Below are 25,005 nucleotides of genomic sequence, written 5' to 3'. Positions count from 1 at the left end.
CTGCACGCCAAGCGAGCCGAAAGGGCTTGCGCATGACGCAGTGCGTCACAATATACCGGCTTTGTGACAAAACGGCCTGATGTGCCCATTCCACGGGCGCAAAGTGCTATCAAAAAGATACCGACCGATGCAGATTTTCCGGGGTTTTCGGCATCCGGGCGTGGCTCCGGCCTGTGCCCTGACCATTGGCAATTTCGACGGTGTCCACCGTGGTCACCAGGCCATGCTCGGGCTTCTGAACACCGAGGCGCGCGCGCGCAACCTCCCCAGTTGCGTGCTGACCTTCGAGCCGCATCCCCGGGACTACTTCGCGGCCATCACCAAGCGGCCGGAACTGGCTCCCGCCCGGATCGGCACGCTGCGTGACAAGCTGACAGCGCTGGCCGCCGCCGGCGTCGCGCAGACGATCGTGCTGCCTTTCGATGCCGCTCTTGCGTCACAGACTCCCGACGAATTCATCCAGCATGTGCTGATCGAAGGCTTGGGCGCGCGCTACGTTCTGGTCGGGGATGACTTTCGCTTCGGCGCCAAGCGCGCCGGCGACTACGCGATGCTCGACCGGGCCGGCGACCAGCACGGCTTCGACGTCGCGCGGATGAACAGCTATGAAGTGCACGGCCTTCGCGTCTCGAGCTCCGCCGTACGGGAGGCGCTCGCCGAAGGTCGCATGGCCGATGTGCACACCCTGCTGGGGCGGCCTTACGCAATCTCCGGCCACGTGGTCCATGGACGAAAGCTTGGGCGTGCGCTGGGCGCTACCGCGCCGGGCCGCGACGACGGGTTTCGCACCCTCAACCTTCGTTTCAAGCATTGGAAGCCGGCCGCAAACGGAATCTTTGCGGTGCTGGTCCACGGCCTGACCGACTCGCCGCTTCACGGCGTCGCCAATCTGGGCGTGCGCCCTTCCCTCGATGCCAACGACGTCAACGCCGGCCGCGTGCTGCTCGAGACGCACTGCCTCGACTGGCCTTCTCATCTCGGTTCCGAAGGGGCCTACGGTAAAATCGTCCGCGTGGAACTGCTGCACAAATTGCACGACGAATTGCGCTACACCAGTCTCGAGGCCCTTACCGCGGGCATCGCGAAGGATGGGCGTGACGCGCGCGCATTCTTTGCTTCCACCCACGCCGAGACCCATCGCCAAACCACGCGCGATCGAATTTAAAGCGGAACCTTCGCTTTCCGCCGCGTCCGGCCTCGCCTTCACAGCAAAGGCCGCACGCTCCCGATCCCCTCGCGCGTTGCACGGCAGCGCAGATTTCTGGAAATTCCATGGCTGACAACAAGACCGACGGCGGCACCGACTACCGGGCCACGCTGAACCTGCCCGACACCCCCTTCCCGATGCGCGGCGACCTGCCCAAGCGCGAACCCGGATGGGTCAACGAATGGAACGAGCAAGGCGTCTATCACCGCCTGCGGGATGCACGCCACGGTGCGCCCAAGTTCATCCTGCACGACGGCCCACCCTATGCCAACGGTCAGATCCACATGGGTCACGCGGTCAACAAGATCCTGAAGGACATGATCACCAAGGCGCGCCAGCTTGAAGGCTACGACGCGCTCTATGTGCCCGGGTGGGATTGCCATGGCCTGCCGATCGAGAACGCGATCGAAAAGAAGTACGGCCGCAACCTGAGCCGCGACGAGATGCAGGCCAAGAGCCGCGGCTACGCGACGGAACAGATCGCACAGCAGATGTCCGATTTCCAGCGCCTGGGTGTCCTGGGTGAATGGGACCACCCGTACAAGACGATGGACTTCGCCAACGAGGCGGGCGAAATCCGCGCCTTCAAGCGCGTGATCGAGCGCGGCTTCGTCTATCGCGGGCTCAAGCCGGTGTACTGGTGTTTCGACTGCGGCTCGTCCCTGGCTGAATTCGAGATCGAATACGCCGACAAGAAATCACAGACGCTGGACGTCGCCTTCAAGGCGCACGACCCCGCAAAGCTCGCCGCCGCATTCGGCCTGCCGGCACTCGGCAAGGACGCCTTCGCGGTGATCTGGACCACCACCGCCTGGACGATCCCAGCCAACCAGGCGATCAACCTGAATCCCGAGCTCGACTACTCGCTCGTGGATACAGAGCGCGGCCTCCTCGTCCTTGCCGCCTCGCTGGTCGAGATGTGCATGACCCGCTACGCGCTCGACGGCAAGGTGCTTGCCACCGTCAAGGGCGAGAAGCTGGGCGGACTGGAGTTCGAGCATCCGCTCTACGACGTGGATGCAGGCTTCCGTCGCCTCTCGCCGGTCTATCTTGCGGACTACGCGACGGCCGATGACGGCACCGGTCTGGTCCACTCCTCGCCGGCCTATGGCGTGGATGACTTCAATTCCTGCATCGCTCACGGCATTTCCTATGACGACATCCTGAATCCGGTCCAAGGAAATGGCTCCTACGCGGCTGACTTCCCGCTTTTCGGCGGCCAGAATATCTGGAAGGCGGTTCCGGTCATCATCCATGCGCTGCGCGATGCCGGCCGCCTGATGACGACCGAGCAGATCTCCCACAGCTATCCGCATTGCTGGCGTCACAAGACGCCGGTGATCTACCGTGCCGCAGCGCAGTGGTTCATCCGCATGGACGAAGGCGAAGGCGTGTTTACCAAGGACAAGGCGCCCAAGACGCTGCGCCAGACGGCGCTGGAAGCCATCGAGCAGACGAGCTTCTATCCAGAGAACGGCAAGGCGCGCCTGCACGACATGATCGCCAACCGGCCCGACTGGTGCATCAGCCGGCAGCGCAGTTGGGGCGTGCCGATCCCGTTCTTCCTGCATCGGGACTCGGGCGAGTTGCATCCGCGCACGATGGAAATCCTCGATCAGGCCGCCGACATCGTCGAAGAAGGCGGCATCGAGGCATGGAGCCGCGTGACCACTGAAGAAATCCTCGGCGATGCCGACGCGCCGCATTACACCAAGAGCACCGACATCCTCGAAGTGTGGTTCGACTCCGGCTCGACCTTCTTCCACGTGTTGCGCGGCACGCACCCCAAGGTGCACCACGAAACCGGCCCCGAAGCCGACCTCTACCTCGAAGGCCACGACCAGCATCGCGGATGGTTTCATTCGTCGCTGCTGATCGCGTCGGCACTCGAAGGCCGCGCCCCCTATCGCGGCCTGCTCACGCACGGCTTCACGGTCGACAGCCAGGGCCGCAAGATGAGCAAGTCGCTCGGCAACGGCATCGACCCGCAGGAAGTCAACAAGAAGCTCGGCGCCGAAATCACGCGCCTGTGGGTGGCTGCGAGCGACTACTCGGGCGACATCGCCGGTGACGACAAGATCCTCGCCCGCGTGGTGGATGCCTATCGCCGGATCCGCAATACGCTGCGCTTCCTGCTCGCGAACACCAGCGATTTCGACATCGCGAAGGATGCGGTGCCGCTCGACCAACTGCTCGAAATCGACCGCTACGCGCTCAGCCGCGCCGCGCAGTTTCAGGCGGACGTGCTCGCGCACTACAAGGTCTACGAGTTTCACCCGGTGGTTGCGAAGCTGCAGGTGTATTGCTCGGAGGACCTAGGCGCGTTCTACCTCGACGTGCTGAAAGACCGGCTCTACACGACCGCCCCCGGCTCGCTTGCGCGCCGCAGCGCACAAACCGCCCTGTGGCACATCACCCAAGCGATGCTGCGCTGGATGGCACCATTCCTGAGCTTCACGGCCGAAGAAGCCTGGAAGTTCTGCGGCGACGGCCGGTCGATTTTCGTGCAGACCTACAGCGACCTCGGAACACCCAACGACGCACTGCTCGCCAAGTGGACCCGCATCCGAGAGATCCGCGACGCGGTCAACAAGGAAATTGAATCGGTGCGCACAGCGGGCCAGGTCGGCTCGTCGCTGCAGGCCAACGTGACCATTGCCGCGCCGGCCAATGACCATGCGCTGCTCGCTTCGCTGGGCGACGACCTGAAGTTCGTCTTCATCACCTCGGCCGTGGCGCTGACGCCTGGCGATGCGTTGTCGGCCACTGTGACGGCAAGCACGGCGGCGAAGTGCGAGCGCTGCTGGCACTGGCGCGACGACGTCGGGCACGATGCCGCGCATCCTGGTCTCTGCGGACGTTGCACGAGCAACCTCTACGGCGCGGGCGAAGCAAGGAACATCGCCTGATGGCCCGCCAGTCTTCGGGCGCCCGGGGCCTCGGCATCTGGCCCTGGCTTGGCCTTGCACTGGTGATCGTGATCGTCGATCAGTTCACCAAGACGCTGATCCTCGGCTATTACAAGTACGGCGACGCGACCTACGTCACCAGCTTCTTCAACGTCGTGCGTGCCCACAACACCGGCGCGGCTTTTTCGTTCCTGGCGGATGCGGCAGGCTGGCAGCGCTGGTTCTTCATGGCCATCGGCATCGCGGCGGCGCTCTTCATCATCTGGATGCTCAGGTCGCACGCGGGGCAGAAGCTGTTCTCGTTTTCGATGGCCGCCATCCTCGGCGGCGCGATCGGCAACGTGATCGATCGCATGATGCACGGCTACGTGGTCGACTTTCTCGACTTCCATCTTGCCGGCCGGCACTTTCCCGCCTTCAACGTAGCGGACAGCGCGATCACGATCGGGGCGATCTGCCTGGTCATCGATGAGTTGCGGCGGGTAAGGAAGACTTAGCTCGCCCCCAGGCTGCGCGCACTTCGTGTCGCTTCGCCTACCCCCTACCGGGGGCAACACCGGCGGCCTGGCAAAGCCAGTTCCGCGGTGTTTCTGTTGCTCGCCCCCAGGCTGCGCGCACTTCGTGTCGCTTCGCCTACCCCCTACCGGGGGCAACACCGGCGGCCTGGCAAAGCCAGTTCCGCGGTGTTCCTGGCCTGGGCTTCCGGGGGTGCTCTATAGTGCTTCTATTCCATGAAGCACTTGTTGAATTTGCTGGCGGCGATCGCGCTGCTGGTGTGGGGTACCCAACTCGTTCGCACCGGCGTGCTGCGGGTGTTCGGCGCAAATCTGCGCCGCATCCTCGTGCACAGCATGCGCAATCGCTTCACGGCGGCATTGTCCGGAATCGGAGTGACGGCACTCGTGCAATCGAGCACCGCCACTTCGCTGATGACTTCGTCCTTCGTCGGCCAGGGACTGGTCACGCTCCCAGCGGCGCTGGCGGTGATGCGGGGCGCCGACGTCGGCACAGCGCTGATGTCGGTGCTGTTCTCGGCAGATCTTTCATGGCTGTCCCCGCTTTTCATTTTCGTCGGCGTTGTGCTGTTCATTACGCGTCCTTCCAGCGTGGCGGGCCGCGTGGGCCGCGTGCTGATCGGGCTGGGGCTGATGTTGCTGGCGCTGCAGCTGGTCGTGGAGGCCACCGGCCCGCTATTTGAAAGCCCGGCCATGCGCGCTGTGCTTGGATCGCTCAACAGCGACGTGCTGCTCGAAATCACCATCGGAGCCGCGCTGTCGATCGTTGCCTATTCGAGTCTGGCGGTCGTGCTGCTGGTCGCAGCGATGGCAAGCTCGAACGTGGTGCCGCTCGACGTGGCCCTCGGCCTCGTGCTCGGCGCCAACCTGGGAAGCGGCTTGCTGGCCGTACTCACCACCGCCAAGTCGTCTATTGCAGTGCGGCAAGTGACGGTAGGCAATCTCCTGTTCAAGGCGCTCGGCGTTGCCATCGCAGCGCCGTTCGTTGGGCTCTGGCTGCGAGAGGTCAGGCCGTTCGTCACCGACGCGACGCAGCTCGTAGTGCTCTACCACCTGGCGTTCAACGTCATCATGAGTGTCTGCTTCATCGGATTGACCGAATACGTCGCCCGGCTGGCCACGCGCCTGCTGCCGGTGCCCACGGAGGCCACAGCCCGACGCCCACAGCATCTGGACCCCTCCGCGATCTCGACGCCATCTCTTGCCATCTCCAACGCTGCGCGAGAGGCGTTGCACCAGGCCGACGTGGTCGAAACGATGCTGATCGGCGTGCTCAACGTGATCAAGCACAACGACCTTCGCCTCGCCCAGGAACTGCGCAATCTCGACGACACGGTCGACGAGCTCTATTCGGCGATCAAGTACTATCTCACCAAGATTTCGCGCGAGGCGCTGGGCGAGGAGGAGAGCCGCCGCTGGACGGACATCATCAGCTTCACGATCAACATGGAGCAGATCGGCGACATCATCGAGCGCGTGATCATCGACATCGAGGACAAGAAGATCAAGCCGCAGCGCAATTTTTCCGAAGCCGGCATGCGCGAGATTGTCGAACTGCACGAGCGGCTGGTGGCCAATCTGCGGCTAAGCATGAGCGTTTTCCTGAACGGCAACGTGCGCGACGCCCAGAAGCTGCTCGAAGAAAAGGCGCGCTTCCGCGATCTGGAGCGCGCCTATGCCACGACCCACCTTGGGCGGCTGTCGGACCAGACCGCGCTCAGTATCGAGACCAGTTCGCTGCACATCGACCTGATCAGCGAGCTCAAGCGCATCAACTCGCACATCTGCTCGATCGCCTACCCCATTCTCGAATCCGCCGGCGCACTGGCGCCGACGCGCATGCGCGAATCGCGCCTCAGTCAGTTGCAGTAGGCGCACGAGCGGCGTGCGCCGCTGTGGCTACGACAGAGTCAGGATGGTGCAGCCGGTCGTCTTGCGCGCCTCGAGATCGCGGTGCGCCTGCTGCACGTCGGCCAGCGGATAACGCTGGTCGATCGGGATCTTCACAGCGCCGCTTTCGACCACGGCAAACAGATCGTCGGCCATGGCCTGCGTGCTTTCGCGGCTCGAAATGTGCGTGAACAAGGTCGGCCGCGTGACGTACAGCGATCCCTTCGACGCAAGCAAACCGAGGTTGAAAGGCGGCACCGGCCCCGATCCGTTGCCGAAGATGGCCAACAGCCCGAACGGCCGCAGGCAATTCAACGAGCCTTCGAAAGTGTCCTTGCCCACGGAATCGTAGACGACCTTGACGCCCTTGCCGCCCGTGATCTCCTTGACGCGCTCGGCGAAGTTCTCGGTGCTGTAGTTGATGGCGTGGGCTGCGCCGTGGGCCAGCGCGAGCTTGCACTTGGCATCGGTGCCTGCGGTGCCGATCAACTGGAGCCCGAGCGCCTTTGCCCATTGGCAGGCAATGAGCCCCACGCCGCCAGCGGCCGCATGGAAAAGGATGAAATCGCCGGGCTGCAGTCCTTCGGCCGGCAGCGTCTTCTTCAACAGATACTGCGCGGTGAGGCCCTTGAGCATCATCGCCGCGCCAGTCTCGAAGGAAATCGAATCGGGCAGCTTGCAGACGAACTTTGCAGGCATGACTCGCGCTTCGCAATACGCGCCCGGAGGTTGGCTCGCGTAAGCCGCGCGGTCGCCCACCTTTAGATGCGAAACGCCTTCACCCACCGCCTCGACCACGCCCGATGCTTCCATGCCCAGTTGCAAGGGCATCGGGAACGGGTAGAGCCCGCTGCGCTGGTAGGTGTCGATGAAATTGAGACCCACCGCCTTGTGGCGAATGCGGATCTCGCCGGGGCCCGGATCGCCCACCTCGACGTCGACGATCTTCAGTTCCTCGGGACCGCCCTGGCGGTCGATGCGGACTGCTTTGCTCATGAATGGCTCCTTGTCTCGAACGATCAGTAGGTCCCCGGGTACGCACCCCCGTCGGCCAGCACGTTCTGGCCCGTCATGTAGGCCGCGTGCGTGCTGCACAGGAATGCGCAGATCGCGCCGAACTCGGCGGCATTGCCGAAACGGCCCGCTGGAATGTTCTTCTGGCGGCTGGCTCGGACGGCCTCGATGTCCTGGCCGGTCTTCTTCGCGGCACCGATCATGGTGCCCTTGAGGCGGTCGGTGTCGAACGACCCCGGCAGCAGGTTGTTGATGGTCACGCCCTTGCCAGCGATGCCCGAGCGCGCCACGCCCGCCACGAAGCCGGTCAGGCCGCTGCGAGCGCCATTGCTCAAGCCGAGGATGTCAATCGGCGCCTTGACCGAACTCGAAGTGATGTTGACGATGCGACCGAACCCGCGCGCAGCCATTCCGTCCACGGTCGCCTTGATGAGTTCGATCGGCGTCAGCATGTTCGCGTCGAGCGCCTTGACCCAAGCTTCGCGGTCCCATTCGCGGAAGTCACCGGGCGGCGGGCCGCCGGCATTGGTGACGACGATGTCGAAGTCCTGGTGCAGCGCGAAGGCGGCAGCGCGTCCGTCTGCGGTGGTGATGTCAGCCGCGATGTGCTTCACGAACGGCTTGGCGGCGCCGTCCACGGCAGCAGCCGCAGCTTGCAAAGTCTTCGCCGCGGCTTCCAGTGCCTCGGCGCCACGGGCCACGATGACAACGTTGACGCCTTCTCGCACCAGCGCCTCGGCACAGCCGTAGCCCAGGCCCTTGCTCGCGCCGCACACGAGGGCGGTCTTGCCTGCAATTCCCAAATCCATGTTCAGTCCTCCGGGCTCATCGGCCCATGCGTGTGAATACAAAGATGCCGGTGATCACCAGCACGGTCCCGGCCGCAATCCATAGGGTAAAGGGTTCGCCGAGGATCACCACACCCATCAGGATCGTCGACATCGGCCCGACCATACCCGTTTGGGCGGCCAAGGCGGGGCCGATGCGTTCGATCGCCATCATGACGGCAAGGACCGGTACGGCCGTACACAGCGTCGCGTTGAGGATCGACAGCCAGATGACCTCAGGCGCGACTTCGAAGGCGGCGCTCATCGGCCGCAAGAGCATGAACTGCGCGATGCAGAAAAGGCACGCCACGCTGGTCGCCAGACCCACCAGCCGCAGAGAACCCAGCCGCTTGACGAACTCGCCGCTCGCAACCAGATAGATGGCATAGCTCACGGCGCTGAGGAACACCAGAAGCGCGCCCCACGCCGCCGCCGCGCTCTGGCCGAGGCTCACTTCATGCCCGAACACCAGCAGCACGCCGACATAGCTGATCGCCATGCCGGCAACTTGGCCGCGGGTGATGCGCCGACGATAGATGATCCAGCCGAATAGCAGGACCAGCGTCGGATTGAGATACAGAATGAGCCGTTCCAGGCTCGCGGTGATGTAGGCCAACCCTGCAAAGTCGAGAAAGCTCGCCAGGTAATAGCCCGAGAAGCCCAACCCAATGACGCCCAACCAGTCGCGCCCGGTGAGCGCCGGCTTTCCGCGCCCGGCCCACCACGCCATCACCACGAACAACGGCAACGCAAAAAGCATGCGCAGCATGATCAGCGTGACAGCGTCGACGCCATAGCGATACGCCAGCTTGACGATGATCGCCTTGCCGCTGAACGCGATCGCGCCGAGCGTCGCGAGTGCGAGGCCCGGCGCGAGACTCTTGTGAGATGAAGTCTGGTGCTCCGGCGTCACTCTGAAACTAGAAGCCCGCCGCAAGGCCGTCGCGGCGCGCATCGCTTGCGGCGACATAGCCTTCGACCGCAGGATCGCCCGCGCGCCAGATGAACTGGCCGGCACCGAAGTCCTGGTACGAGTCGTTGATCACGTCCACCTTGTGGCCGAGGTCGGAGAGGCCCTGAACGGTGGCCGAGTTCATCGCCGCCTCGACGTTGATCTCCAGCCCCTGGTTGAAGCGCCAGCGCGGTGCGTCGCAGGCGGCTTGCGGATTCTGCTTGTAGTCGAGCATGCGCACCAGCGTCTGCATGTGCCCCTGCGGCTGCATGTTGCCGCCCATCACGCCGAAGCTCATCATCGGCGCGCCGTCCTTCGTGAGGAAAGCGGGGATGATCGTGTGGAAGGGCCGCTTGCCCGGCGCGACGAGGTTCGGGCTGCGGTCGTTCAGGCTGAAGCCATGACCCCGATTCTGCAAGCTGATGCCGAATCCCGGCTCGACGCAGCCGGAGCCGAAGCCCATGTAGTTGCTCTGGATGAAGCTCACCATCATTCCGTTTTCGTCCGCGGCTGTCAGGTAGATCGTGCCGCCCTTGACCGGATTGCCCGCCTTGAAGTCCTGTGCCTTGTTCAGGTCGATGAGTTTGGCACGCGACGCGAGATAGGCGTCATCGAGCATTTGCAGGGGAGTCACCTCCATCGACGAAGGGTCCGACACATAGCGATAGGTGTCGGCAAACGCGAGCTTCATGGCTTCGATCTGCAAGTGCTGCGAAGCGACCGAATCGACCGGGATCGACTCGATGTCGAAGTGCCGCAGGATGCCCAGCGCGATCAGCGCCGCAATCCCCTGGCCGTTCGGCGGAATTTCGTGCAGCGTGTGATTGCGGTAGTTCTGCGCGATCGGCTCGACCCACTCGGGCTTCCAGTTCGCGAGATCCCGCACCTTGAGACTGCCGCCGTTCTCGTTGGAGAACTTCTCCAGCGCCTCGGCGATTTCGCCGCTGTAGAACGCGTCCCCTGTCGTCGCCGCAATGGCCTTCAGCGCGCGGGCAGCAGCCGGAAACCGGAACAGTTCTCCCACTTCCGGCGCACGCCCCCAAGGCAGAAAGCTCTGCGCGAACCCCGGCTGCGATTGCAGGATCGGCGTGGCCGCAGCCCATTTCTGTCGCACGACCGGCGGCATGAGATAGCCACGTTCCGCGATCTCGATCGCTGGCGCCATCAGGTCCGCAAAAGGCAGTTTGCCGAATCGTTCCGACAGCGCGACCCAACTCCCCACCGCGCCCGGCACCGTGACCGAGTCCATCCCGCGCTGCGGCGGCGTGGCCGCATGGCCCCCGTACTTGCGCCGAAAGTAATCCGGTGTCCAGGCAGCAGGCGCACAGCCCGAGCCATTCAGCCCATGCAGCTTCTTCCCGTCCCACAAGATACAAAAGGCATCGCTCCCCAACCCGTTGCTCACCGGCTCCACCAGCGTCATCACCGCCGCCGTAGCAACCGCCGCATCCACCGCATTGCCGCCTTGATAAAGAATCCGCAGCCCCGCCTGAGACGCCAACGGATGCGAAGTCGAAACCACGTTCCGCGCAAAAACCGGAATCCGAGTCGACGTGTATGGATTCCCAAAATCGAATTTCATAAAAGCCTTCCAAATAGTCCAAATCCCTCGCGCGCCCGGCGAAGCAAGGGCCCCACCAGAAACACCGCGGAACCGGCTAAGCCGGGCCGCCGGTGTTGCCCCCGGTCAGGGGGTGGAGAGCGACACGAAGTGCGCGAGCCTGGGGGCGAGCTCAGTCTCCGGTGATCTTGCGATCGACAATGATCTTCTTCCACTTGGCGGCGTCTTCGGCCACCATGCTCGCGAACTGTGCGGGCGTGCTGGTCGCAGGCGCGATGCCCAGGCGAGCCAGCTTGTCGCGCACTTCAGGGTCGGTGAGCGATTGATTGGCGGCTGCGTTGATCTTCGCGACCAAGTCGGCAGGCATGCCCTTCGGCCCGTAAAGCCCGAACCATGTATTCGACTCGAACCCCGGCAGCGTGTCCGCAATCGGCGGCAGTTCGGGTGCGAGTGGGCTCCGCTTGAGCGAGGTCACCCCGAGCGCCCGCAACCGGCCGTCGCGCACGTGGGGCATTCCGGTCGGCAGCGCATCGAACAGGACATCGATCTTGCCGCTGATCAGGTCGGGAATGGCGAGCGCCGTGCCCTTGTACGGAATGTGCAGCATCGAAATGCCCGCTTGCGACTGAAAGAGCTCGGCCGTGAGTTGCACGATCGTCCCATTGCCGCTCGACCCGTAATTGAGTTTGCCGGGGTTCTTCTTGGCGTAATCGATCCATTCCTGCACCGTCTTGGCAGGCGAATTGTTCGGCACCAGCATGATGCTCGGCGCATCGCCCACATGAACGATCGGCGTGAAGTCGCGCACCGTGTCGTAGGGCAGTTTGCTATAGATGGCCGGGCCGATCGAGTGGGTGCTCGTCGTCGCCAGGAGGAGCGTGTAGCCGTCAGGGGTCGACTTGGCTGCGGCATCGGAACCGATTGCACCACCGGCCCCGGGCTTGTTGTCGACGACGAGTGTCGTGCCGAGCTTTTCGCCCATCTTCTGCGAAAGCGTGCGCGCGAAAAGATCGGTCGCGCCGCCGGCGGGAAAGGGAACGATCAACCGGATCGGCTTGGTCGGGTAGCCCTCTGCAAAGACCGCGGGCGAAGCGGCCACCCAAAGCGCGGCAGCCATGGCCTGGAGGAACTGGATACGTTTCATGGTGCTGGATTGTGTTCCCTGTGAAGCATCGAATGCTATGCAGCGGCGCGGCATCAAGCCAGATAATCCCGTTAATGCAACTATGAGCCGCGCTAATGACAAAGGCCGCTACTGAAGAGATCTCCATGCAGCAGTTGCGGGCGCTGGCGGCGGTCGCCGAGTCGGGCAGCTTCACGTTGGCGGCAGAAGCCCTGCAACTCACACAGCCGGCGATCAGTCATCTCATCAAGCGCATGGAACATGAGCTCGGCCAGCCTCTGGTGGTGCGCGGGCGGCGCATCCGCATGACTGGCGCCGGACAGATGATGGTCGACACGGCTGTTCGCGCCCTTCGGCTGATCGACGAATCCGTGAGCGCCTGCCGATCGCAGTCCCAGCTTCGCGAAGGCCGGGTGGTCCTGGCGGTCGGCCATCTCACGGCCGGCGCGCTGATGCCGCCATTGCTCAGCCGCTTCTCGCAACAGCATCCGGCGCTCGCGACCGCGCTGCTCGACAGCACGGCCGAGCAGATGATTTCCCGGATCCTTTCGCAAGAGGCCGACCTCGGCTTCGGTTCCGACATCGGACAGAAGCACTCGGAGCTTGCGACGGAGCCGCTCTTCAGCGATCGCATGGCCCTGTTCGCGCGCGACGATCACCCGCTGGCGCGACGGGTCGTGATCGACGCCAAGCACCTCGACGGCTTGCCGTTCATCCACGTCAATCCAGACGCGGTCATCTGGCGATCGGTGAGCCGGCAGCTTTCGAGCGTGGCCAACGTCTATCCGCGCGTGGTTCATCACGTCTCGATGCTGTCGACCGCGTTCGGGCTCATTCAGGCGGGCGCCGGTGTCGCGCTGCTGCCTCGCTATGTGGAAGTTCTGATGCCGGGCAACCTTCGCGCGATCGCGGTAGCGCGTCCGATGCTCGAATACCCCGTCGTTGCCGTGCGGCTCGCGAAACATCCGCTCAGTCCTGCGGCCATGGCCTTCCTTGCGATGGCGCGACAGCACATGAAGCCCCGCCGCGAAGAACGGTCCTGAAAGCGGGGCCCCTGAAAGCAAAAAAGCACCCGGAGGTGCTTTTTCGCAGGCTGTCGGGAATCACTCCTCGACGAATGCCTCTTCCCGCTTGGACTTGACGGCCGGCAGCAACACGATCACCAGCAGAAGCAGCGCGGCAGCCAGCAGGCCCGCCGAGATCGGCCGGGTGACGAACACGGCCCAGTCGCCGCGCGACAGCAGCAGTGCGCGCCGCAGGTTCTCTTCCATCATCGGCCCCAGGATGAATCCCAGCAGCAATGGCGCAGGTTCGCAACCGAGCTTGAAGAAGCTGTAGCCCACAAAACCGAAGATCGCCACCATCCAGATGTCGAAGGTGTTGTTGTTGGTCGAGTAAACGCCAATCGCACAGAACAGCACGATCGCTGGGAACAGGTACTTGTAGGGCACCGACAGCAGCTTGATCCACATGCCGATGAGCGGCAGGTTCAGGATGACGAGCATCGCGTTGCCGATCCACATCGAGGCGATCAGTCCCCAGAAGAGTTCGGGGTTGCTGGTCATCACCTGCGGGCCGGGCTGGATGTTGTGGATGGTCATCGCGCCGACCATCAGCGCCATCACGGCATTGGGCGGAATACCCAGCGTCAGCAGCGGAATGAACGAAGTCTGCGCGCCGGCGTTGTTGGCCGACTCGGGCGCGGCCACACCGCGGATGTTGCCCTTGCCGAAGGGCACTTCGCCCGGATGCAGCTTGGTCTTCTTTTCGATGGTGTAGGCCGCGAAGGCGGCCAGCAGCGCACCGCCGCCCGGCAGGATGCCCAGGGATGCGCCGAGCGCCGTGCCGCGCAGCACCGCCGGCGTCATGCGCTTGAAGTCTTCCTTGGTCGGGAACAGGCCGGACACCTTGGCGGTGAACACTTCGCGGTCTTCTTCGGGCCGCGACAGGTTGGCGATGATTTCGCCGTAGCCGAACACGCCCATGGCGATGGTCACGAAGCCGATGCCGTCGGTCAGTTCGGGGATGTCGAAGCTGAAGCGCGCCACGCCCGAGTTCACGTCAGTGCCGACCAGACCCAGCAGCAGGCCCAGCACGATCATCGCGATCGCCTTGAGCAGCGAACCCGAAGCCAGCACCACCGCGCCGATCAAGCCCAGCACCATCAGCGAGAAATACTCGGCCGGGCCGAACTTGAAGGCCAACTCAGTCAGTGGCGGTGCGAAGGCGGCCAGGATCAGCGTGCCGACACAGCCCGCAAAGAACGAGCCCAGACCAGCAGCCGCAAGCGCGGGTCCCGCCCGCCCCTTGCGGGCCATCTGGTAGCCGTCGATCACGGTCACCACCGAGGATGATTCGCCCGGCAGGTTGACCAGAATCGCGGTGGTCGATCCGCCGTATTGCGCTCCGTAGTAGATGCCGGCCAGCATGATCAGTGCCGACACGGGCGGCAGCGCGTAGGTGGCCGGTAACAGCATCGCGATGGTCGCGACCGGTCCGATGCCCGGCAGCACGCCGATCAGCGTGCCCAGGACGCAGCCTGCGAGGCAATAGAGCAGGTTGGTGAAGGTGAACGCGACACCAAAGCCGAGAGAGAGATTTGCGATGAGATCCATTTGTCGTCCTCAACCCGTGATGAAGGTGGGCCACACCTGGATCTGCAGCTTCAGCGCCCAGATGAAAGCGATGTAGCTGCCGACGGCGAGGACGGTCGCGAGAACGAGCACCTTGCGCAGATTGAATTCGCTGCCTGCGAGGCTCGAGATCAGCACCAGCGCATAGATGGCGATGATCATCCCCATGGCCGGCACGCCGAAGCTCGGCAGGCCGCCGAGCAGCACGCCGAACGCGAGGTTGGCGCCGATGATGTAGACCACCTGCTTCCACGCCCACCTGCCGATCTTCTCGCCGTCCTCGGTCTCGACCGAGAGGCCGGTGAACATGATGGCAAGGCCGATGACGGCCATGAGGATGCCGAGCATCAGCGGGAAGTAGCCGGGGCCCATGCGCGCGCCGTTGCCGACGTTGTAGGTCGTCGCGCCCCAGGCGAAAGCGACCCCGACGACGGCGAACATCACCCCCGAGAAGAAGTCTTTCTGACTCTTGATTTTCACGAACAGTCTCCACGAATGAATTCGACGGAGATTGTGTGGTCAGCCCAAAGTCAGCTTGATGTGGATTCCACCTATCGCGATTTCAGGGTTATCCCCAAGCCCGCTGCGGATCCGGATGCGCGGACACCGCCGCCCACGGAGTCAGCGCACCGTGTGAAAAGAGTCTGAAGCCTTCTTGAGCCGGTTGGCCAGGTTGCGGCGGAACTTGTCCATTTCGTGCTGATTGAGAACGTCGATCAACCAGCCGCCCGCCACCACCAGTGCCAGTACGCCAATCGTCAGAATCTCAGAGTTCATTTCCATCTCCCGGATCGTTGGGAGACTCGACTTTGCGACGTTCGCGGCCTCTTGGGAATCATCCGAAATGCCGATGTTGCTAATTGCGCGGAGCGTGAACTTGTTCCTTGTTCACTCGAGCGGCGGCGTCGCGCTCAGCACTTCCTCGATGGTCGTGAGTCCCTCGGCCACGCGCAGGGCACCAGCCAGACGCAGCGGCCGCATGCCATCGCTTACCGCCTGGCGCCGGAGCGAAAGCATGTTCGGCTCCTTGGTGATCTCGTTCTTGAAGGCTTCGGTCACGCTCAGGAGTTCGTAGAGCCCCATGCGTCCCATGTAGCCGGTCATCCGGCAGTCCACGCAGCCGACGGGCTTGTAGGCACGCACCGAGCCGCTGATCTGCCATGGCGAAACGAACTCGGCCAGCTTTTCGCGCGTCACCGTCTCGTCGGGCGCCTTGCAATGCTTGCACAACGTGCGCACCAGCCGCTGGGCGAGCACGCCGAGCATCACGGCATTGATCAGATACGAAGGCACTCCCAACTCCATCAGGCGCGTGATGGCGCTCGGCGCATCGTTGGTATGCAGGGTGCTGAAGACCAGATGGCCCGTCAGCGCCGCCTGCACCGCCATCTCGGCCGTCGCGAGGTCGCGGATTTCGCCGACCATGATGATGTCCGGGTCCTGCCGCATCAGCGCGCGCAAACCTTCAGTGAAGCCGAAGTCGAGCTGCGGCTGCACCTGTGTCTGGTTGAAAGACGACTCGATCATTTCGATCGGGTCTTCGATCGTGCTCACGTTGACTTCTTCCGTTGCCACCCGCTTGAGCGTCGAGTAGAGCGTCGTCGTCTTGCCCGAGCCCGTCGGGCCGGTCACAAGGATGATCCCGTGCGGCCGTGTCACGAGATGCTCCCAGCGCCGCGCGTCGTGCTGCGCAAAGCCCAGCGCGTCCAGGTCCTTGACCGCGGTGTCGGGGTCGAAGATGCGCATCACCATCTTTTCGCCGAAGGCAGTCGGCAGCGTCGAAAGGCGCATTTCGACTTCTTCGCCGCGCATGTTGCGGGTCTTGATGCGGCCGTCCAGAGGCCGGCGCTTCTCGACCACGTCCATGCGGCCCAGGAGCTTGATGCGCGACACCATGGCATTCATCACGCCCATGGGCATCTGGTAGGCGGGATGCAGCACGCCGTCGATCCGAAAGCGGATCACCCCCTGCTCGCGCCGGGGCTCCAGATGGATGTCGCTCGCGCGCTGGTCGAAGGCGTACTGCCAGAGCCAATCGACCACCTGCACCACGCTCTGGTCGTTGGCGTCGAGTTGCTTGGTGCTCTTGCCGAGCTCGACCAGTTGCTCGAAGCTCGCGCCGCCCGTGTTGGAGCCCGCCTTCTGCGCCGCCCGAACCGATTTGGCCAGCGCAAAGAACTCCGCCGTATAGCGTTGGATATCGGCCGGATTGGCAACCACTCGCCGCACCGAGCGGCGCGCCTGCCGCTCGACTTCGGCGATCCAGTCCGTGAGAAAGGGCTCCGAGGTGGCCACCACGACTTCGCTCGGCGTGACCTGCACCGGCAGCACCTTGTGCCGCTCCGCATAGGCAGCGCTCATCGTGTCGGCGACCTTGCCCACGTCCACCTTCATCGGATCGATTCGAAGGTACGCGAGCCCGGCGCGGGCAGCGAGCCATTGCGTGAGCATTTCCAGATCGAGCGGCTTGCCGTCGCTCTCGCGCGTCATGGCGACATTCGCGAGCCGCACCAGCGGCGCCTGCCGGCTCTCTGCCTGGGCACATCGGGCGATCGTGCGCTTGGCCTCGGGCGGCGAGATCACTCCATCCTTTGCCAGCCATTCGATGAGGCTACGCAGGTCGAGTGGACCTTCGTGGCGCGAAGGGGCGGATGGACCGGACGGAGCGGCGGGGACAGCACTCATGGATGAATCAGGTTTTCGCTTCGAGCGGTTTGAACACCCGGAGCCACTTCGAGGCAGGCAGGCGCCAGCGAGTCTGGATGCTTTGCGCGCGCTCGGCAAGCGCGGGGCGCTTCGGCCGGGTCGCGGTGCGCTGCGCCAGCACGATGGTGTTGCCCTCGCGCGTCGGCTTGAACGCCCAGACCGCGTCTTGGCCGAACGCCGCCGAAATCTTCTCCAGACTGCCTTCGTAGCTCGAAGAACGGCCGAAGAGATTGACCGTCATGCAGCCGTCCTCGGTGAGCAGCGCGCGGCAGTCGGCGTAGAAGTCCTCGCTGTCAAGCACCGGCGCGGCGGCTTCATGGTCATAGAGATCGACCTGAAGCGCATCGACCGTGCCGAGCCACTTCGCTTCGCGGATTTCGCTCGCGGCATCGGCGATCACGATTTCCAGTTTGCCGTCGTCGGGCGGCAGCTTGAACCAGCCACGGCATGCGGCGACGACCTGCGGATTGAGTTCGATGGCCGTCGTCCGCATGCGCAGCGTCTTGCGGCAGAACTTGGTGAGGCTCGCAGCGCCGAGGCCGAGCTGCATCGCATGCCGCTTTGAGACGCTGGCATCGTCGACGAAGAGCAGCCAAGCCATCATGCGCTGCACGTATTCGAGCTCGATCTCGAAAGGTGCATCGAGCTTCATGGAGCCTTGCACCCACTCAGTGCCCAGATGCAGATAGCGCACGTCTCCCCAATCGGAGAAATTGACCTCGGGGAGAACGATCTTCATGGGATGACCAGATACCTTTCAAACACTTCGCGCCAAGCCTGGACCTTGCGCTCGAAACTCCATGATGCATTGGCCGGGCTCGACGAAGGCAATCGGTAAACGGGCACGCCGAGCGTCCGGGTGTGCCGCGCGTGTCGAAAACTCTCGCCGCCGTTATGGGCGATGGCCGCGAGCTTCGGCAGCCGGAGACTCGCGATGTCGTTGACCACCGCATCGCGGATTGCCGAATCGAGGCTCCCTTGGCGCTGGCAACTGGCGTACACGTCCCACACGCCCAACCCGCGGTCGAGGAGCCATTCGCTACGCTTTTGATAGCTGCCTTCGCCCACTGGCAGCGGGTTTCCGGGCCACAAGGCCTGCAAGATTTTCCAGAAGTGGTTCTGCGGGTGCGCATAATACTGCTGCTGCGCGATCGACCGGGCCCCAGGAAAGCTGCCGAGTATCAACAAGGCGGTGTTGGCGGAAACGATCGGAGCAAGCCCCGTGAGCACGACTTTCGCGTCGCCTGGGTGCGGAGTCGGCTTATCCATAACGATGGCTGGTTTGCAGAAGCACCAGCACCTGTGAGGAAGAAAGCATGAATACGGAAGCGATCTGGATTTTCCTGACGACGCAGGGGGTGGATTTTGGCCTGAAAGTGATCGGCGCCATCGCGGCCTGGATCATCGGACGATGGCTCATCGGGCTTGCGCAGCGGCTGACGGCCAAGGCCCTCGAACGCGGCAGAAAGCTGGATGCGACGCTGAGCCATTACCTCGTCTCGATCCTCGGGGTCTTGCTGACCATCGTGCTGGTCCTCGCGATCCTGGACATGTTCGGGATTCGCACCACGTCATTCGCCGTATTGCTCGCGGGCGCAGGCCTGGCAATTGGCACCGCCTGGGGGGGCCTGCTCACGCATTTCGCGGCAGGCGTCTTCTTGCAGGTGCTAAGGCCCTATGGCGTCGGCGATTTCGTGACCGTGGGCGGAGGCACCACCGGCACCGTGAAGGAGCTCGGCCTGTTCGGCACCACGCTCATCTCGCCCGACAACACCATCATCACCGTCGGCAACAACAAGGTGCTCTCGGAGACGATCCAGAACTTCAGCCAGTTGAAATGGCGCAGGGTCGACACCACGGCCAAGGTTGCCAACGGCGTCGATGTCAATCAGGCCATCGAGTTGCTCAAGACGGCGGTACGCAATATTCCGAATGTGTCGACCGAACAGCCGCCGGACATCGAGATCCTCCAGTTCACGCCTGAAGGGCCGCTGCTTGCCGTGCGGCCCTACACACATACCGATCACTATTGGCAGGTGTACTTCGACACGCACCGGGCCATCGTCCAGACCTTCGGCATGGCGGGCTATCCGACGCCGGAAACGCCGCTCGCGCATCGCAACGTGACGCCGGCGGCAGCGTGAAGAAAAGCCCGCGTGAGCGGGCTTTTCTTCATCATAAAAAAGCGGGGAAGCTCAGGGCTTCTTCTTGGCGGCTTCGTTTTGCTCGGTGCCCGGGATCTTCTCGCCGATCTTGTTCCCGACGTGGCGAGTGCCCGACGCGGCATCGCTGGCGACGTCGCTGACCGCGTCACCGGCCTTCTTGGCGCCCTTCTCGGTCGCGTGCGCAGCCTTCTTGGTCCCGCTCTTCGTGGCATCCCAGGCTTTCTCGGTGCCCTTCTTGGTCGAGTCCCAGGCCTTTTCGGTGTCCTTCTCCAGCTTCTGGGTTTCAGTCTGCGCTACAGCCGACATGCCGACGCAAGCGAAGGCCACAGCCAAAGCGGCAGGCAAGGTACGAACGATGATTTTGCTCATTGGAAAAACTCCTCTGTAAGTTGGAGTGACCGTGGGGCCACTATGACGCAACGATGTCGCGGTGGCAAAGGATGACACCGAATGACATTTGAACCCCGCGGACGGCGCAAGTCGAGCGCTTGGCCTACGCAGGGGGCGGCGTCGCCTCCGACGCCGCCAGCAGCGAAGACAGCCGGGGAAGCGCGGCCATCGCGTTGCGGGTAGTCGCCTCGGCCAGGGTTTCGACAGCGATGCCGCGCAGTTTCGCCACCACGGCAGCAATGCGGGGCAACTCGCCGGGCTCATTTCGCCCTTGCGGCTCGCCTGCGTCCCTCTGGGGCTGCGTGCGGTAGAGCCAGTGGGGTTGAATGTCCGGCGAATCGGTTTCCATCACGATCGCCTCCAGCGGCAGCGTCGTCGCGAGGCGGCGCAGTTGCAGCGCGCGTTCGAAGGTCACGGCGCCGCCGAATCCCAGCTTGAGCCCAAGTTCGATGCAGGCCTGCGCCTGCTGCTCGCTTCCGTTGAAGGCATGCGCGATCCCGTTCCATTTCTGTCCGGGGGCGACCTGCCGAAGGTGCTTGAGCACCTTGTCGACCGATCGGCGCACGTGAATGATCACAGGCAGATCGTGCTTGCGCGCGATTTGCAACTGAGTGTGAAAGAAGCGCGTCTGCTTGTCCTCATCCAAGCCTTCGACGAAGAAGTCGAGGCCGATTTCCCCAACGGCAACCAGCCGGGGATCGTCGCGATGTTGCGCAAGTTCGGCGTCGAGCAGCTGCAGGTGTTCGTCCAAAGCCTCGCCCGTGCACATCGGATGGATGCCAAGCGCATAGGCGTCATGCTGACGATGCGCCAGTTCGCGCACGACCGAGAAATTGAACTGAGCCACCGCAGGGATGACGCAAAGCGCCACGTTCAGGCTCTTCGCGCGCGCCCGGATCTGGGGCATGTCGTTGCCGAATTCGGGCGCGTCCAGATGGCAGTGGGTATCGACAAAGACGACCATCCCGCGATGATGCCCGAACGGATGCATAGCCGCGGAAAGCGTGCTACCGTGCCTCCTCAAGCGTTCTCTTTTGTCGGAGGTGCCCAATGCGCAGGCCAGCTTTCTACAGCCGCTCGCCCCGTGGGCCGCAGGATGCGGCCGCGCCCGGCGCTGCCGACGTTCCCGATGCGACCGACATGCCCGGCGCGTCAGGACGATCTTCCGGCAAGCGTTGGCGGCCCGGACGCCGCAGCCTCTCTGCGCTGCTGCTGGTGCTCTGCGTCGGACTGGGAGCCGGCGGCGCCAGCATGTGGCCGCATCAAGGCACGCGCGTCCTCACGCAAAAAGACATCGACGCGGCAGTGCTGCGCACGCTGCAGACCACCACGCTTCCTTCTCCCGCGGCCAAGGCGGCGGAAATCATCCGCCCGTCCGTCGTGCGCGTGGTGGGCTACGGCACCGAGAAGACCACGCCCGAAGCGAAGACCGAGAAGCGCGGCCGCAACCTCGCCAAGGGCAAACCGCCGGAAGCGCCGCCCGACGAAGGCCCAGGACAACTGGTAGAGCGCGGTGTGGGCACCGGCGTCGTGATCGTGGACAAGGGCATCATCCTGACCAACCTGCACGTGGTGGCGGGGGCTGAATCGATCCACGTCACTTTTGCCGACGGCCTCGAATCGCCCGCTACCGTCACCGGCGTGCAGCCCGAAAACGACCTCGCCGTGCTGCAGGCGCAGAAGCTGCCTGACGACCTCATCCCGGCCACGATGCGCTCGACCGCCGACCTCCAGCCTGGCGATCAAGTTGCCGCCGTGGGCTTTCCGTTCGGTATCGGTCCGTCGGTGTCCGCGGGCGTGGTGTCGGGCTTGAATCGCTCGTTCCGATCGCCGGAGGGCAAGCAGGAACTGGGCAATCTCATCCAGTTTGACGCTGCTGCGAACCCGGGCAATTCAGGCGGACCGCTCGTCAACATGAACGGAGAAGTGCTCGGCATCGTCACCGCCATCCTCAATCCGACTCAGCAGCGCACTTTCATTGGCATCGGTTTCGCGGTGCCGATCGAAAACGCCGCAACCGCGGCCGGCTCGCCGCCTTTCTGACCACCACCTGATTCCGAACACTCGAAGAAAGCACAAGGCATGACCACAGAGACAGAACCGACCTCCGCTGCCACCGCCGAGCTGATGGAGCAGATCCTCTATCAGGTGAAGCGCGTCGTCGTCGGCCAGGACCGATTCCTCGAACGCGTGATGGTCGCGATGCTGGCCGGCGGCCACTTGCTCGTCGAAGGGGTGCCCGGCCTTGCCAAGACGCTCACGGTCCGGACCTTGGCCGACACGGTGCGCGGGCAGTTCAAGCGCATCCAGTTCACACCCGATCTCGTTCCGGCCGACCTCGTGGGTACCCGCATCTACAACCAGAAGACCGGCGACTTCAGCACTTCGCTCGGCCCGGTCTTCGCCAACCTGCTGCTGGCCGACGAAATCAACCGGGCCCCAGCCAAGGTGCAGAGCGCGCTGCTCGAAGTGATGCAGGAGCGCCAGGTGACCATCGCCGGCGAAACGCACAAGGTGCCGCGTCCCTTCCTGGTGATGGCGACGCAGAACCCCATCGAGACCGAAGGCACCTATCCGCTTCCCGAAGCGCAGGTCGACCGTTTCATGATGAAAGTGCTGGTCGACTATCCGACCGATGAAGAAGAGTTCGTGATCGTCGAGCGCGTGATCGGCCCGCTCGTGGAAGCCGCCGCCGTTGCCACCACGGACCAGCTCGCGGCCCTGCAGGCCGAAGCCCGCCGCGTATATGTCGACCCTTCTCTCATTCAGTACGCAGTCAGGCTCGTATCGGCCACGCGCACGCCCGAGAAGCACGGCATGAAGGACATGCGCCGCTTCATTACCTTCGGGGCCAGCCCGCGCGCCAGCATCAACCTGACCGAAGGCGCTCGCGCCCTGGCGCTGTTGCGAGGCAGGAGCTATGCGCTGCCCGAAGACATGACGGCGCTGGTCCCGGACGTGCTCCGCCATCGCGTGACGATGTCCTACGAGGGCTTATCCGAAGGGCTGACCCCGGATGGGCTGATCGACAGGATCATGCGAGCTGTACCTGCACCCGCCAAACCACTCGAACATGAAAAGCTGGTGGCCTAGGCGCGCGAAAGCGGCCAACGACGAGGCGCTCGCGACGGCCGACGCCGTGGCGGGCGGAGTGGAGCGCGCGCTTCGCCGGCTCGAGTGGACGGTCATCCGGCGGCTCGACGGCCTTCTGCAGGGCGACTACCGAACCCTGATGCGTGGCGCAGGCCTGGACTTGGCCGACCTGCGCGAATACCAGCACCACGACGACGTCCGGCACATCGACTGGAACGTGACGGCGCGGCTGCAGACGCCGCACGTGCGCGTTTTCACCGAGGACCGCGAAATGGCGGCGTGGTTCGTACTAGACCTGAGCCGCTCGGTCGATTTCGGCTCCGGCGTCAGGGCCAAGCGCGAGATCTCGGCCGGCTTCGTCGCGGTCATCGCCCGGCTGCTCACACGCCACGGCAATCGCGTCGGCGCGATGGTCTATGGCAACGATGTCGAGGCGGTGATTCCGCCGCGATGCGGACGGCGGCATGTGCTGCATCTGCTGCACGCCATGGAACGACGCTCGGCCAAGATCGCGCCGGACCAGAAAGGCATGACACGCCTCGCCGACTTGCTGAAGTCCGCAGCCATGCTGATGCCGCGTCGATCGACAGTCTTCGTGGTGTCCGACTTCATGAGCGAACCCGGCTGGGAAAAGCCGCTCTCGCACCTGGTCCAGCGCCATGACGTCGTGGCGGTGCGGCTCTTCGATCCGCTCGAACTCGAACTGCCCGACCTCGGCCTGGTGCCCCTGCGCGATGCCGAAACCGGCGAGCAACTCTGGGTCGACACGCACGACGCCGGTTTCCGCAAGCGATTTGCCCGCATCGCCGCGGAGCGCGAAGCCACGTTGCGCGAGGCGTTGGCGAAGATCGGCGTCGACACACTCGAGCTCTCGACCGACGACGATCTGGTGGATGCCATCGTGCGTTTCGCCGACATGCGCAAGCGCCGCGTACGCGCCTCCAACTCCAAGGCGGTGGCAGCATGAATTTCCTGTGGCCTCAATTCCTTTGGCTCCTGCTGGCGCTGCCGCTGCTGGTGTTGCCGTACCTGTGGCTGATCCGGCGCAAGAAGAAGCTGGCGCTGCGCTATGCGAGCCTGTCCATCGTGCGCGAGGCCATGGGTGCGGGGCAGACGATTCGCCGCCACATCCCGCCCTTCCTCTTTCTGCTGGCGCTGGCTGCGATGCTGATTGCCGCTGCGAGGCCGATGGCCGTGGTGGTGCTGCCGTCGAACCAGCAGACCATCATCCTCGCCATGGACGTGTCCGGCAGCATGCGGGCGGCCGATGTTCAGCCCAACCGCCTCGTGGCCGCACAGGAAGCTGCCAAAAGCTTCCTCAAAGAGCTGCCGCGCACCGTGAAGGTCGGTGTCGTCGCCTTTGCCGGCAGCGCCCAGGTCGCGCAGTTGCCCACCACCAATCGCGAGGACCTCGTCACCGCCATCGACTCGTTCCAGTTGCAGCGCGCGACCGCGACGGGCAACGCGATCGTCGTCTCGCTCGCCACGCTGTTCCCTGACGCGGGCATCGACATCTCCGACTTCGGTCCGCAAAGCCGCGAGCGCGGTGTCTCGATCGACCACGCCGGCAAGCCACAGCAGAAAGACTTCACGCCGGTCGCGCCGGGCTCCTACACCTCGGCGGCGATCATCATGCTGACCGACGGCCAGCGCACCACCGGCGTCGACCCGCTCGATGCCGCCAAGGCTGCGGCCGATCGCGGTGTGCGCGTCTACACGGTGGGCATCGGCACGGTCGACGGCGAGACGATCGGCTTCGAAGGCTGGTCGATGCGCGTGCGGCTCGACGAGGAAACGCTCAAGGCGATTGCCAACAAGACCTCGGCGGAGTACTTCTACGCGGGCACGGCGACCGACCTCAAAAAGGTCTACAGCTCGCTGAGTTCGCGTCTCACGGTCGAGAAGAAGGAGACCGAAGTCTCCGCGCTTTTCGCGATGGGCGCCGCCGCCCTGGCGCTGCTTTCGGCGGGACTTTCGCTGCTCTGGTTCAATCGCATCCTCTGACGTTCCTTCGAACGCA

At 64.0% G+C, this 25,005-nt stretch carries 23 protein-coding genes; 10 read left to right on the top strand and 13 right to left on the bottom strand.

The genetic code is table 11. From position 1 onward, the window contains the following. Positions 1-127 precede the first annotated feature (127 nt). From AC1DSF_RS27065 to AC1DSF_RS27050, 4 genes are all read left to right on the top strand, one after another. Positions 128-1,165, top strand: a complete 1,038-nt coding sequence (locus tag AC1DSF_RS27065; protein ID WP_478128202.1) for a bifunctional riboflavin kinase/FAD synthetase — start codon at positions 128-130, stop codon at positions 1,163-1,165. Positions 1,166-1,272: 107 nt separating this feature from the next. Then, a complete protein-coding gene (ileS, locus tag AC1DSF_RS27060) occupies positions 1,273-4,116 on the top strand; it encodes an isoleucine--tRNA ligase (RefSeq protein WP_478128201.1) in 2,844 nt (947 codons plus the stop codon). Continuing rightward, positions 4,116-4,613, top strand: a complete 498-nt coding sequence (lspA, locus tag AC1DSF_RS27055; RefSeq protein WP_478128200.1) for a signal peptidase II — start codon at positions 4,116-4,118, stop codon at positions 4,611-4,613. Before ileS ends, lspA begins: the two co-directional genes overlap by 1 nt. A gap of 234 nt (positions 4,614-4,847) precedes the next feature. Continuing rightward, positions 4,848-6,503: a Na/Pi cotransporter family protein gene (locus tag AC1DSF_RS27050; protein ID WP_478128199.1), complete on the top strand. Its 1,656-nt coding sequence runs from the start codon at positions 4,848-4,850 to the stop codon at positions 6,501-6,503. 27 nt (positions 6,504-6,530) lie between these two features. Here the strand turns inward: AC1DSF_RS27050 and AC1DSF_RS27045 are convergent, their stop codons facing one another. The 5 genes from AC1DSF_RS27045 to AC1DSF_RS27025 form a co-directional block, all read right to left on the bottom strand. Beyond that, positions 6,531-7,517, bottom strand: coding sequence for a quinone oxidoreductase family protein (locus AC1DSF_RS27045; RefSeq protein WP_478128198.1), 987 nt, complete (start codon positions 7,515-7,517; stop codon positions 6,531-6,533). Between the two features lie 23 nt (positions 7,518-7,540). Beyond that, entirely contained in the window at positions 7,541-8,344 is an 804-nt protein-coding gene (locus tag AC1DSF_RS27040; RefSeq protein ID WP_478128197.1) for an SDR family oxidoreductase, read from the bottom strand. 16 nt (positions 8,345-8,360) lie between these two features. Then, positions 8,361-9,275: a DMT family transporter gene (locus tag AC1DSF_RS27035; RefSeq protein WP_478183761.1), complete on the bottom strand. Its 915-nt coding sequence runs from the start codon at positions 9,273-9,275 to the stop codon at positions 8,361-8,363. Between the two features lie 7 nt (positions 9,276-9,282). After that, entirely contained in the window at positions 9,283-10,896 is a 1,614-nt protein-coding gene (locus AC1DSF_RS27030; protein WP_478183760.1) for a gamma-glutamyltransferase family protein, read from the bottom strand. 151 nt (positions 10,897-11,047) lie between these two features. Beyond that, positions 11,048-12,019 carry a Bug family tripartite tricarboxylate transporter substrate binding protein gene (locus tag AC1DSF_RS27025; RefSeq protein ID WP_478183759.1) on the bottom strand — a complete coding sequence of 324 codons (972 nt, stop codon included), beginning with the start codon at positions 12,017-12,019 and terminating at the stop codon, positions 11,048-11,050. A 95-nt stretch (positions 12,020-12,114) separates the two neighbouring features. Between AC1DSF_RS27025 and AC1DSF_RS27020 the strand changes: the two genes are divergently transcribed. Beyond that, on the top strand, positions 12,115-13,041 hold the full coding sequence (locus tag AC1DSF_RS27020) for a LysR family transcriptional regulator (protein WP_478128193.1): 927 nt from the start codon (positions 12,115-12,117) through the stop codon (positions 13,039-13,041). A 60-nt stretch (positions 13,042-13,101) separates the two neighbouring features. Here AC1DSF_RS27020 and AC1DSF_RS27015 read toward each other — a convergent pair whose 3' ends face one another. The 6 genes from AC1DSF_RS27015 to AC1DSF_RS26990 all read right to left on the bottom strand — a co-directional run bounded on the left by AC1DSF_RS27015 (position 13,102) and on the right by AC1DSF_RS26990 (position 18,606). Beyond that, on the bottom strand, positions 13,102-14,613 hold the full coding sequence (locus AC1DSF_RS27015) for a tripartite tricarboxylate transporter permease (RefSeq protein ID WP_478128192.1): 1,512 nt from the start codon (positions 14,611-14,613) through the stop codon (positions 13,102-13,104). Positions 14,614-14,622: 9 nt separating this feature from the next. Continuing rightward, positions 14,623-15,111 carry a tripartite tricarboxylate transporter TctB family protein gene (locus tag AC1DSF_RS27010; RefSeq protein ID WP_478128191.1) on the bottom strand — a complete coding sequence of 163 codons (489 nt, stop codon included), beginning with the start codon at positions 15,109-15,111 and terminating at the stop codon, positions 14,623-14,625. A 141-nt stretch (positions 15,112-15,252) separates the two neighbouring features. Continuing rightward, positions 15,253-15,408 carry a hypothetical protein gene (locus tag AC1DSF_RS27005; RefSeq protein ID WP_478128190.1) on the bottom strand — a complete coding sequence of 52 codons (156 nt, stop codon included), beginning with the start codon at positions 15,406-15,408 and terminating at the stop codon, positions 15,253-15,255. 111 nt (positions 15,409-15,519) lie between these two features. After that, the gene (gene tfpB / locus AC1DSF_RS27000; RefSeq protein ID WP_478128189.1) at positions 15,520-17,316 is read right to left on the bottom strand and encodes a type IV pilus assembly ATPase TfpB; all 1,797 of its coding nucleotides are present in this window, start codon (positions 17,314-17,316) and stop codon (positions 15,520-15,522) included. A gap of 7 nt (positions 17,317-17,323) precedes the next feature. Further along, on the bottom strand, positions 17,324-18,076 hold the full coding sequence (locus tag AC1DSF_RS26995; RefSeq protein WP_478128188.1) for a class I SAM-dependent methyltransferase: 753 nt from the start codon (positions 18,074-18,076) through the stop codon (positions 17,324-17,326). Further along, complete coding sequence (locus AC1DSF_RS26990; RefSeq protein ID WP_478128187.1) at positions 18,073-18,606, bottom strand: DNA-deoxyinosine glycosylase; 534 nt, start codon at positions 18,604-18,606, stop codon at positions 18,073-18,075. The genes AC1DSF_RS26995 and AC1DSF_RS26990 overlap by 4 nt, the downstream gene beginning before the upstream one ends. A gap of 47 nt (positions 18,607-18,653) precedes the next feature. Here AC1DSF_RS26990 and AC1DSF_RS26985 point away from each other — a divergent pair, with 47 nt between their 5' ends. Then, the gene (locus AC1DSF_RS26985; RefSeq protein ID WP_478128186.1) at positions 18,654-19,481 is read left to right on the top strand and encodes a mechanosensitive ion channel family protein; all 828 of its coding nucleotides are present in this window, start codon (positions 18,654-18,656) and stop codon (positions 19,479-19,481) included. Between the two features lie 51 nt (positions 19,482-19,532). Here AC1DSF_RS26985 and AC1DSF_RS26980 read toward each other — a convergent pair whose 3' ends face one another. Continuing rightward, positions 19,533-19,871, bottom strand: a complete 339-nt coding sequence (locus AC1DSF_RS26980; RefSeq protein ID WP_478128185.1) for a hypothetical protein — start codon at positions 19,869-19,871, stop codon at positions 19,533-19,535. 124 nt (positions 19,872-19,995) lie between these two features. Continuing rightward, on the bottom strand, positions 19,996-20,856 hold the full coding sequence (locus AC1DSF_RS26975; protein WP_478128184.1) for a TatD family hydrolase: 861 nt from the start codon (positions 20,854-20,856) through the stop codon (positions 19,996-19,998). An 86-nt stretch (positions 20,857-20,942) separates the two neighbouring features. On the opposite strand from AC1DSF_RS26975, the gene AC1DSF_RS26970 reads away from it, so the two are divergent. From AC1DSF_RS26970 to AC1DSF_RS26955, 4 genes are read left to right on the top strand one after another with little or no spacing between them, the layout of a single operon-like run. Further along, entirely contained in the window at positions 20,943-21,935 is a 993-nt protein-coding gene (locus tag AC1DSF_RS26970) for a S1C family serine protease (RefSeq protein ID WP_478183758.1), read from the top strand. Positions 21,936-21,974: 39 nt separating this feature from the next. Then, positions 21,975-22,985 carry an AAA family ATPase gene (locus tag AC1DSF_RS26965; protein ID WP_478128182.1) on the top strand — a complete coding sequence of 337 codons (1,011 nt, stop codon included), beginning with the start codon at positions 21,975-21,977 and terminating at the stop codon, positions 22,983-22,985. Continuing rightward, positions 22,966-23,952: a DUF58 domain-containing protein gene (locus AC1DSF_RS26960; RefSeq protein ID WP_478128181.1), complete on the top strand. Its 987-nt coding sequence runs from the start codon at positions 22,966-22,968 to the stop codon at positions 23,950-23,952. Before AC1DSF_RS26965 ends, AC1DSF_RS26960 begins: the two co-directional genes overlap by 20 nt. Beyond that, positions 23,949-24,989 carry a VWA domain-containing protein gene (locus AC1DSF_RS26955; RefSeq protein ID WP_478183757.1) on the top strand — a complete coding sequence of 347 codons (1,041 nt, stop codon included), beginning with the start codon at positions 23,949-23,951 and terminating at the stop codon, positions 24,987-24,989. The genes AC1DSF_RS26960 and AC1DSF_RS26955 overlap by 4 nt, the downstream gene beginning before the upstream one ends. The last annotated feature ends 16 nt before the right edge of the window (positions 24,990-25,005 follow it).

Source organism: Variovorax sp. 01N429 (assembly GCF_056399425.1).
The sequence above is the reverse complement of the archived record's forward strand: the minus strand, read 5'-3'. Positions and strand labels throughout refer to the sequence as shown.

Coding starts and splice junctions, on each gene's coding strand:
- AC1DSF_RS27065 (WP_478128202.1), top strand. CDS start 128: ATGCAGATTTTCCGGGGTTTTCGGCATCCGGGCGTGGCTCCGGCCTGT.
- ileS (WP_478128201.1), top strand. CDS start 1,273: ATGGCTGACAACAAGACCGACGGCGGCACCGACTACCGGGCCACGCTG.
- lspA (WP_478128200.1), top strand. CDS start 4,116: ATGGCCCGCCAGTCTTCGGGCGCCCGGGGCCTCGGCATCTGGCCCTGG.
- AC1DSF_RS27050 (WP_478128199.1), top strand. CDS start 4,848: ATGAAGCACTTGTTGAATTTGCTGGCGGCGATCGCGCTGCTGGTGTGG.
- AC1DSF_RS27045 (WP_478128198.1), bottom strand. CDS start 7,517: ATGAGCAAAGCAGTCCGCATCGACCGCCAGGGCGGTCCCGAGGAACTG.
- AC1DSF_RS27040 (WP_478128197.1), bottom strand. CDS start 8,344: ATGGATTTGGGAATTGCAGGCAAGACCGCCCTCGTGTGCGGCGCGAGC.
- AC1DSF_RS27030 (WP_478183760.1), bottom strand. CDS start 10,896: ATGAAATTCGATTTTGGGAATCCATACACGTCGACTCGGATTCCGGTT.
- AC1DSF_RS27025 (WP_478183759.1), bottom strand. CDS start 12,019: ATGAAACGTATCCAGTTCCTCCAGGCCATGGCTGCCGCGCTTTGGGTG.
- AC1DSF_RS27020 (WP_478128193.1), top strand. CDS start 12,115: ATGACAAAGGCCGCTACTGAAGAGATCTCCATGCAGCAGTTGCGGGCG.
- AC1DSF_RS27015 (WP_478128192.1), bottom strand. CDS start 14,613: ATGGATCTCATCGCAAATCTCTCTCTCGGCTTTGGTGTCGCGTTCACC.
- AC1DSF_RS27005 (WP_478128190.1), bottom strand. CDS start 15,408: ATGAACTCTGAGATTCTGACGATTGGCGTACTGGCACTGGTGGTGGCG.
- tfpB (WP_478128189.1), bottom strand. CDS start 17,316: ATGAGTGCTGTCCCCGCCGCTCCGTCCGGTCCATCCGCCCCTTCGCGC.
- AC1DSF_RS26995 (WP_478128188.1), bottom strand. CDS start 18,076: ATGAAGATCGTTCTCCCCGAGGTCAATTTCTCCGATTGGGGAGACGTG.
- AC1DSF_RS26990 (WP_478128187.1), bottom strand. CDS start 18,606: ATGGATAAGCCGACTCCGCACCCAGGCGACGCGAAAGTCGTGCTCACG.
- AC1DSF_RS26985 (WP_478128186.1), top strand. CDS start 18,654: ATGAATACGGAAGCGATCTGGATTTTCCTGACGACGCAGGGGGTGGAT.
- AC1DSF_RS26980 (WP_478128185.1), bottom strand. CDS start 19,871: ATGAGCAAAATCATCGTTCGTACCTTGCCTGCCGCTTTGGCTGTGGCC.
- AC1DSF_RS26975 (WP_478128184.1), bottom strand. CDS start 20,856: ATGGTCGTCTTTGTCGATACCCACTGCCATCTGGACGCGCCCGAATTC.
- AC1DSF_RS26970 (WP_478183758.1), top strand. CDS start 20,943: ATGCGCAGGCCAGCTTTCTACAGCCGCTCGCCCCGTGGGCCGCAGGAT.
- AC1DSF_RS26965 (WP_478128182.1), top strand. CDS start 21,975: ATGACCACAGAGACAGAACCGACCTCCGCTGCCACCGCCGAGCTGATG.
- AC1DSF_RS26960 (WP_478128181.1), top strand. CDS start 22,966: ATGAAAAGCTGGTGGCCTAGGCGCGCGAAAGCGGCCAACGACGAGGCG.
- AC1DSF_RS26955 (WP_478183757.1), top strand. CDS start 23,949: ATGAATTTCCTGTGGCCTCAATTCCTTTGGCTCCTGCTGGCGCTGCCG.